Genomic DNA, 7,534 nt, shown 5'->3' with positions numbered 1-7,534 from the left:
CTGAGTCCGTTGGCGTATCGTCAGCGGTAGGCACACGCTGGTTCCGTCATCGCGGCGGGATGCCATTGTTCATGTCTAACCACATATCCGAAAGGTACTTGTCGTTCGCGGAGCGAGAAGACATTGGGCTGCTCCGTGCGCAAGGTGTTGGCGTGCGAGAGATTGCTCGCCGTCTTGGGCGAAATCCATCGACAGTTTCCCGGGAGCTGACGCGTAATGCTGCGACTCGCGGCGGCCTGCTCGAGTATCGCGCTTCAGTCGCACAGTGGAAGGCGGAACTAGTTGCCAAGAGACCGAAGCCGGCGAAACTGGTGACTAACCTGCGTCTGCGCCACTACGTGCAAGATCGTCTGGAGGGCAAGGTTCATGGCGCTGATGGTCGTGAGATTACCGGGCCTCGACAAGCGCCGTTCAAGGGCCGAAATAAACCACACCGTGGTGACCGCAAATGGGTTAATGGCTGGTCGCCCGAACAGATTGCTAACCGGCTACGGATCGACTTCCCGGATGACGAATCCATGCGCATCTCTCACGAAGCCATATATCAGGCGCTCTACATTCAGGGGCGAGGTGCTCTCAAGCGTGAGTTGGTGAGCTGTCTGCGCACTGGGCGGGCGTTGCGCGTACCGAGAGCCAGGGCACAAGCCAAAGCGTGGGCCCATGTCAGCGAGGGTGTCATGATCTCCAGCCGCCCTGCTGAGGTAGAAGATCGCGCCGTACCAGGGCATTGGGAGGGTGACCTGATCATCGGCCTGAACCGTTCCGCGATAGGGACTCTGGTCGAGCGGTCAACTCGTTTCACCATGCTCGTCCACCTACCCCGTGAAGAAGGCTATGGGCTAATTCCCCAGACAAAGAACGGCCCCGCACTTGCCGGCTACGGCGCTGTCACGATGGCTAATGCACTGAAGAAGACCGTGACTGGCCTGCCCATGCAGCTGTGGCAATCATTGACCTGGGATCGTGGGGAGGAGCTATCGGACCACGCCCGTTTTACTATCGAGTCAGGAGTGAAAGTCTTCTTTGCCGACCCTCACAGTCCATGGCAGCGCGGCACGAACGAGAATACGAACGACCTTCTGCGGCAATACTTCCCGAAAGGCACTGACCTGTCTCGTTGGAGTGCCCAAGAGATCCAAGCCGTAGCCCATGCGCTAAACACGAGACCCCGAAAAACACTCGGCTGGAAAACACCTGCCGAGACGCTGAACGAGTATCTCAAATCTATTCAACAATCCAGTGTTGCGACGACCGGTTGAATCCGCCTGCAGCATGAGTGCTGTCGAACATTGCGGAGATAACGCGGCCTGAGAAGGGTTTTTCGGAGTGCTCAAGCGGGAGCGTGTCGCTCATCAATCCTATCGGACACGTGATGAGGCGCGAGCAGACCTGTTTGATTACATCGAACGGTTCCACAACCCAAGAATGCGCCGTAGAGTCGCCCGGCAACATCAGAAATTTTCAGCCCTTTCAAAACCGTCCGTGGAAATGGGGTAGAACCCGGCGCAATTGCTCTGCGTTAGGACTCGCCAGCCTGCTAAGGACGTCCGTAATCGCTGCAGGCGTGTAGAACTGGCCAAGCCGAGCACTACCGGCATCAAGGGCCATGTAAAGCTCTCCCAGCACGTCACACGCCTTACAGGTCAAGGCAAGGACCAGGTGCGACAGGAGCCGCGGGAAAACCTCTTGGTCCTTCTCCCGATATTTCCTCATAATTTTTTTGATAGCGAGCTTCAAGCTCAGCTACGTTCCGATGCGCAAACACATTTGCGTGATGTTCATGCTGGCGGTGACCGGTGTGCTCGGTGCTGCGGGCTTTCTCTTCAAGCAGTTGAGCCAGCATCACTTCGATCAGCTTGACAGCCATGCGCTGGAAGAGAAGCTGCATGCCAGCCGTAGCCTGCTGGAGGTTCTCGGCGACCTTTCCAAGCTTCGATGCCTTGCGCCCGCAGCTGCAGGCGTTGCTGGGCGCTCATAGTGAACTGGCGGCGCAGATATATGGTTTCGAAGGTCATCTATTGTTCGCCGATACAGGCGGGGCGCAGCTGGTGTTCAGCCACCCGCATACGGCAGACGATGGCGATCTACTGCATGAGCGTCGCGTCTGGCATCGCAAAATAGGCGAGGTAGGGGTAGCAGGGCAGCCCCTGAAATCGTGCTTGCGCTCGATGTTACTGTCCACATCTTCACCGGTGTCTACGGGTTGGGCGAGGCCGCCATGCAGGGCGCGGTGAAACCCGACGAATTCTATGGCCACAAGCACACCATAGAAGCCGGACGCCCTGCCATCCTGCGCCGCAACCTGGGCAACAAGGCAATCAAGGTGGTCTATGGAGAAGAAGCCAGCGACGGTAAATCGGTAAAGACCGTGGATGTCGACCAGGCCCGAGCGCATGCGTTTCTGCCTGCCGGATGCCGAAGCCCTAATCTTGCCAGGCATGCTATCACCATTGAGAAGCACTACGGTCGTCCGATGTAAATCGAATGTGCCAAAGGCGGCGATCGCGGCCAGCTCTACATCGTCCAGGCGCGTCCTGATACACCCTAAGAGCCACCTGCTCAAAGAAAAAGGCACGGTCCTGATCGGAGGGCGCGCTATCGGTCAGCGCATCGGCGCCGGTCCGGTGTAGATCATCCACGACGTGTCCGACGGACAAGGTTCAGCCGGGCGACGTGCCGGTGCCCGACATGACCGACCCGGACGGGAGCCGGTGAAGAAGCGCGTCAGCGCCATCGCCACCAACCGTGGCGGCCGTATCTGCCATGCGGCCATAATCGCCCGAGCTGGGCATCCCGCGGTCATTGGCGGCGGCAATGCGACCGAGCAGCTGCAGGACGGCCAGGGCGTTACCGTGACCAGCGCCGAGGGCGACTGCCCTGTTCTTCGAAAATGAACTGGGGTTCGACGGCTCTACCCCATTCAGCCTGACGGTGCCTTGCTTAAGGAGTGTTTCACACGCATCGCCAGCACTTACACGAACAGACTCGCCAACTCGTCGAGAAAGTGTCCGCGAAGTTGCCAGCGTGTCATGGTCGTGCGTGCCGGTAGCAATGAAGCGAAAGGCGACCGAGTCATAAGTGGCCCGCTCAATCTTGCGGCTCGAGAACTCGCCGCCGCGCTGCCGCGACCGGTGTAGGCCTTCTTCAGAGCTGATATCCAGCCCGTCCACAACCTCGACGATAAACCGGGTGAGACGGTTTTCCGGAAGCCACTCATCGACCGGGGGCAGAAACAGGTAGCCTGCCTGGCGGTCAACGGGGCGAAAGCGATTCATTTTTCGGACTCGTTTCGGTTAGCGTGCGGTTATTATCCCATCAGAACGGGGTTAGTCCGACAGGCTGCTAGACCCCCCCTGCGTCTACTAGGTTTTCAATTACAGCAAGCATTGCGCGCTTTACAATCTCAACCTCGCTGTTGGATAGCCCTCTGACGGCAATCCCATTTAATTCCTCCGCGATCGGAATCAGGACCGACTTTAGGGAATGGCCCTTCGGCGTCAGGTAGATATAAATCTTCTTCCGATTGCCGTCTTGGAAGCGACGCTCGATGAGCCCATTGGTCTCCATCGCTTTGAGCGCAGCAAAGGTGGTCGGCTCCATCAGCCCGACTTCTTCGCTGAGTTCACGCTGGGTGAGCCCGTCCTGAACCCAGAGCACACGGAGGAACGACCAATGGCCAAAGCTGACAGAGTGTTGTGACAAGCGAAGTTGCAAGCTTTTTGTCAACACCCTTGCAGCGTCTCTGATGAGGTGCGCCAGGCGATCGTTGGGAACCTCTTCACGCCAGTGCCGCAGTACCCGCTGCGCCGTATGGTCTTGTTTCATTCGTTTTGTTTTCTTAGTCGGAAGATGGGTTTGCGTAGGGTGGAAGTGCGCCTGGCATGTGCTCTCGCTTTGCTCTTAGGCGTGCAGCTGTCCCGCATCGGCCGAGCGTACTCTGAAGTTTGAGCTCCTCGGTAGGACGGTCTATGCGCTGAAAAAGGCCCGTCCTGCCGTACGGCTTCAGCGTCGTCAACAGAACATTAATCATTTAGTCGAACCGATTTTTCGAGGGACTTGACAGGATCAGAACGAATAGTATCTTAGATCCCTAACTTAGATATAGAACTTTCCGGTTTCACTGGTCCTCAGCCAGTGGCAAGGTGCGGTGGAAGCGAGCAGCGACCCACGATTGCGGGAACGGCTTTAGGTATCTAGACTTGCGCTAAGAAAAACGTGAGAGCGAATCTCGCTATATAAGAAGCGCCTGTATGCAGGCCACTGATAGAAGGAGTGGGTAGATGCGCGAGATTCGGCATTTCATTAATGGCGAGTACGTCGCTTCGCACAATGGTCGTACGTTTGAGGATATAAACCCTGCGAACGGCGAGCTAGTGGCTACGGTGCACGAAGCTGGACAATTCGAGGTCGATGCCGCCGTCGCGGCTGCCCAAGTGGCGTTAGCAGGCGAGTGGGGGTGTATGCCGGTTGCCGAGCGCATGGCCCTGCTGCACAAAGTCGCCGACGGCATCACCGCTCGGTTTGAGGAATTCCTCGAGGCAGAATGCCTGGATACAGGTAAGCCGAAGTCACTCGCCTCCCACATCGACATTCCGCGCGCGCGGCAAACTTCAAAGTCTTCGCCGACCTCGTGAAGAACGTGCCGACCGAAAGTTTCGCAATGGACACGCCGGACGGCTTGGGCGCCCTGAACTACGCGACGCGGAGGCCGAGGGGGGTTATCGCTGTCATCGCGCCCTGGAACCTGCCTTTGCTGCTGATGACCTGGAAGGTCGGCCCGGCTCTTGCCTGTGGCAATACCGTCGTTGTCAAGCCTTCGGAAGAGACGCCGCACACCGCCGCCTTGCTAGGCGAAGTCATGAATGCCGCAGGCATTCCCAAGGGGGTTTATAACGTGATCCACGGCTTCGGTCAGGATTCGGCCGGCGAGCTGCTGACGCGCCACCCCGGCATTAACGGCATTACCTTCACTGGCGAGACTCGCACAGGCACGGCCATCATGAAGGCGGCTGCCGATTTCATGCTGCCGGTGTCATTCGAGCTTGGCGGAAAGAACGCGGCGGTCGTCTTTGCCGATGCCGACCTGGATAAAGCGATCGAAGGCACCATGCGCTCCGCATTTGCCAATTGCGGGCAGGTTTGCCTTGGTACCGAGCGCGTCTATGTCGAGCGTCCGATTTTTGAAGTCTTCGTTCAACGGTTGAAAGAAAGCGCCGAGCAGCTGCAGATGGGTTGGTGGGAAGAGCCTTGTGTGAGCTTCGGGCCACTGATCAGCCAAGAACACCGCAACAAGGTGCTCTCCTACTACGATAAGGCACGGGAAGACGGCGCAACTATCGTCACCGGTGGTGGCGTACCGGAGATGCCTGCGGCACTAAGCAGTGGTGCCTGGGTGCAGCCGACCATATGGACTGGCTTGCCGGAACATTCCGCCGTCATCCGTGAAGAGATTTTTGGCCCTTGTTGCCACATCTGTCCCTTCGACACCGAAGAAGAGGCGGTCCGACTGGTCAACGACACCCCATACGGCCTGGCTGCGGCGATCTGGACCGAGAACCTATCGCGTGCCCATCGTGTTGCTCCGCAAATCGAAGTGGGGGTGTGCTGGGTTAATAGCTGGTTTCTACGGGATCTGCGCACGCCTTTTGGCGGCAGTAAGCAATCGGGTATCGGCCGAGAAGGTGGTGTACACGGGCTCGAGTTTTATAGCGAGCTTTCCAATATCTGCATCAAATTGTGAGCGCGTGCACTGCTGACTCGCACGGCGAATTAAAGGAAGCTGGAATGGAAAATAACAAGATCAACCTGTACGGCGATGAACTTTACACGGCAATGCGCAACCGCGTTGCCGTGGCGCCGCTGACCGAGCGCGATCCTACCATCACGCTGGAGGATGCCTACCATGTCTCGCTGCGCATGCTCGAGCGTCGCCTAGCCGATGGCGAGCGGGTCATCGGCAAAAAAATCGGCGTCACCAGCAAAGCCGTGCAGAACATGCTTAATGTTCATCAGCCGGACTTTGGCTATCTCACCGATGCCATGGTATTCAGCAGCGGCGAAGCGATGCCCATCAGTGAGCTGTTGATACAGCCGAAAGCGGAGGGCGAGATCGCCTTCATTCTCAAAAAGGATCTAGTCGGCCCGGGTATCACCAACGCCGACGTGCTGGCGGCCACCGAGTGCGTGATTCCATGCTTCGAAGTCGTCGATTCGCGCATAAGTGACTGGAAAATCCGGATCCAAGACACCGTTGCGGACAACGCTTCATGCGGTTTTTTCGTGCTTGGCGATCAGGCCGTATCGCCGCGCAAAGTTGACCTCGTCACCTGCGGCATGGTTGTGGAAAAAAACGGCAGCATCATCAGTACCGGCGCCGGGGCTGCCGCGCTCGGCTCACCAGTCAACTGCGTGGCTTGGCTGGCCAATACGCTTGGTCGCTTCGGAATTTCCCTCAAGGCGGGTGAAGTGATTCTTTCCGGTTCCCTGGTCCCGCTCGAGCCGGTGAAAGCAGGGGATTTCATGCGAGTAGACATCGGTGGTGTCGGCGGCGCCTCAGTGCGTTTCACCTGAACAGGCGAGGGGACAATGAACAAAAAATTGAAAGCAGCGATCGTGGGTTCTGGCAACATCGGGACCGATCTGATGATAAAAATCATGCGCAATTCGGAATGCTTGGAAATGGCCGCCATGGTCGGCATTGATCCCGAATCCGATGGTTTGGCCCGCGCGGCCCGTATGGGCGTGGCAACCACCCATGAGGGCGTACAAGGGCTGATGCGCCTGCCCGAGTTCGCCGATATCGACTTCGTTTTCGACGCTACGTCGGCTGGAGCTCATGTCCAAAACGAAGCGATCCTCCGGGCAGCCAAGCCGAGCATTCGCTTGATCGATCTCACTCCGGCGGCCATCGGGCCGTACTGTGTACCGGTGGTGAATCTGGAAGAGCATCTGGGCAAGCTGAACGTGAACATGGTCACTTGTGGTGGGCAGGCCACCATCCCGATGGTTGCAGCGGTGTCACGCGTTGCCAAGGTTCATTACGCCGAAATCATCGCCTCGATTGCGAGTAAGTCCGCGGGGCCGGGCACTCGGGCCAACATCGACGAATTTACAGAAACTACTTCTAAGGCAATTGAAGTGATCGGCGGGGCCACAAAAGGCAAGGCGATCATCGTCATGAACCCGGCCGAGCCCCCGCTAATCATGCGCGACACGGTGTACGCCCTGTCCGAGATGGTCGATCAGACTGCCGTGGCAGCGTCAGTCGAAGAGATGGTCGCCGCGGTACAGGCGTATGTACCGGGCTACCGTCTCAAGCAGCAGGTGCAGTTCGATGTCATTCCGGAATCTGCGCCGCTGAACGTGCCGGGGCTTGGCCAGTTCTCCGGCTTGAAGACATCGATCTTTCTCGAAGTCGAGGGTGCCGCCCACTACTTGCCAGCGTACGCCGGCAATCTCGACATCATGACTTCCGCCGCGCTCGCCACTGCCGAACGCATGGCGCAATCCATGCTCAAGGCTTGAGGAGACCGCA

Annotated in this window: 5 protein-coding genes and 3 pseudogenes; 7 read left to right on the top strand and 1 reads right to left on the bottom strand. The window is 58.0% G+C overall.

Going from position 1 to position 7,534, the window contains the following annotated elements; genetic code table 11:
• From DQ405_RS20435 to DQ405_RS20420, 4 genes and pseudogenes are all read left to right on the top strand, one after another.
• Positions 1-1,259, top strand: a 1,259-nt coding sequence (locus DQ405_RS20435) for an IS30 family transposase (RefSeq protein ID WP_241730088.1), incomplete at its 5' end; no start/stop codon positions are given.
• 7 nt (positions 1,260-1,266) lie between these two features.
• Positions 1,267-1,497: pseudogene (locus DQ405_RS20430) on the top strand (IS3 family transposase); the annotation flags it as partial.
• Between the two features lie 256 nt (positions 1,498-1,753).
• Positions 1,754-1,978, top strand: a complete 225-nt coding sequence (locus DQ405_RS20425) for a hypothetical protein (RefSeq protein WP_168425873.1) — start codon at positions 1,754-1,756, stop codon at positions 1,976-1,978.
• Positions 1,979-2,107: 129 nt separating this feature from the next.
• Positions 2,108-2,907 (top strand): annotated as a pseudogene (locus tag DQ405_RS20420) (PEP/pyruvate-binding domain-containing protein); the annotation flags it as partial.
• A 435-nt stretch (positions 2,908-3,342) separates the two neighbouring features.
• On the opposite strand, the gene DQ405_RS20415 reads toward DQ405_RS20420, so the two are convergent.
• Complete coding sequence (locus DQ405_RS20415) at positions 3,343-3,825, bottom strand: MarR family winged helix-turn-helix transcriptional regulator (RefSeq protein ID WP_168425872.1); 483 nt, start codon at positions 3,823-3,825, stop codon at positions 3,343-3,345.
• A 455-nt stretch (positions 3,826-4,280) separates the two neighbouring features.
• Between DQ405_RS20415 and DQ405_RS20410 the strand changes: the two are divergent.
• The 3 genes and pseudogenes from DQ405_RS20410 to DQ405_RS20400 all read left to right on the top strand — a co-directional run bounded on the left by DQ405_RS20410 (position 4,281) and on the right by DQ405_RS20400 (position 7,524).
• Positions 4,281-5,740 (top strand): annotated as a pseudogene (locus DQ405_RS20410) (2-hydroxymuconic semialdehyde dehydrogenase).
• A 44-nt stretch (positions 5,741-5,784) separates the two neighbouring features.
• Positions 5,785-6,570, top strand: coding sequence for a 2-oxopent-4-enoate hydratase (gene dmpE, locus DQ405_RS20405; protein ID WP_168425871.1), 786 nt, complete (start codon positions 5,785-5,787; stop codon positions 6,568-6,570).
• 15 nt (positions 6,571-6,585) lie between these two features.
• A complete protein-coding gene (locus tag DQ405_RS20400) occupies positions 6,586-7,524 on the top strand; it encodes an acetaldehyde dehydrogenase (acetylating) (protein ID WP_168425870.1) in 939 nt (312 codons plus the stop codon).
• Positions 7,525-7,534 lie beyond the last annotated feature (10 nt).

The organism is Pseudomonas sp. SST3 (assembly GCF_003325755.1).
This window is presented reverse-complemented; position numbering and strand designations above follow the sequence as displayed.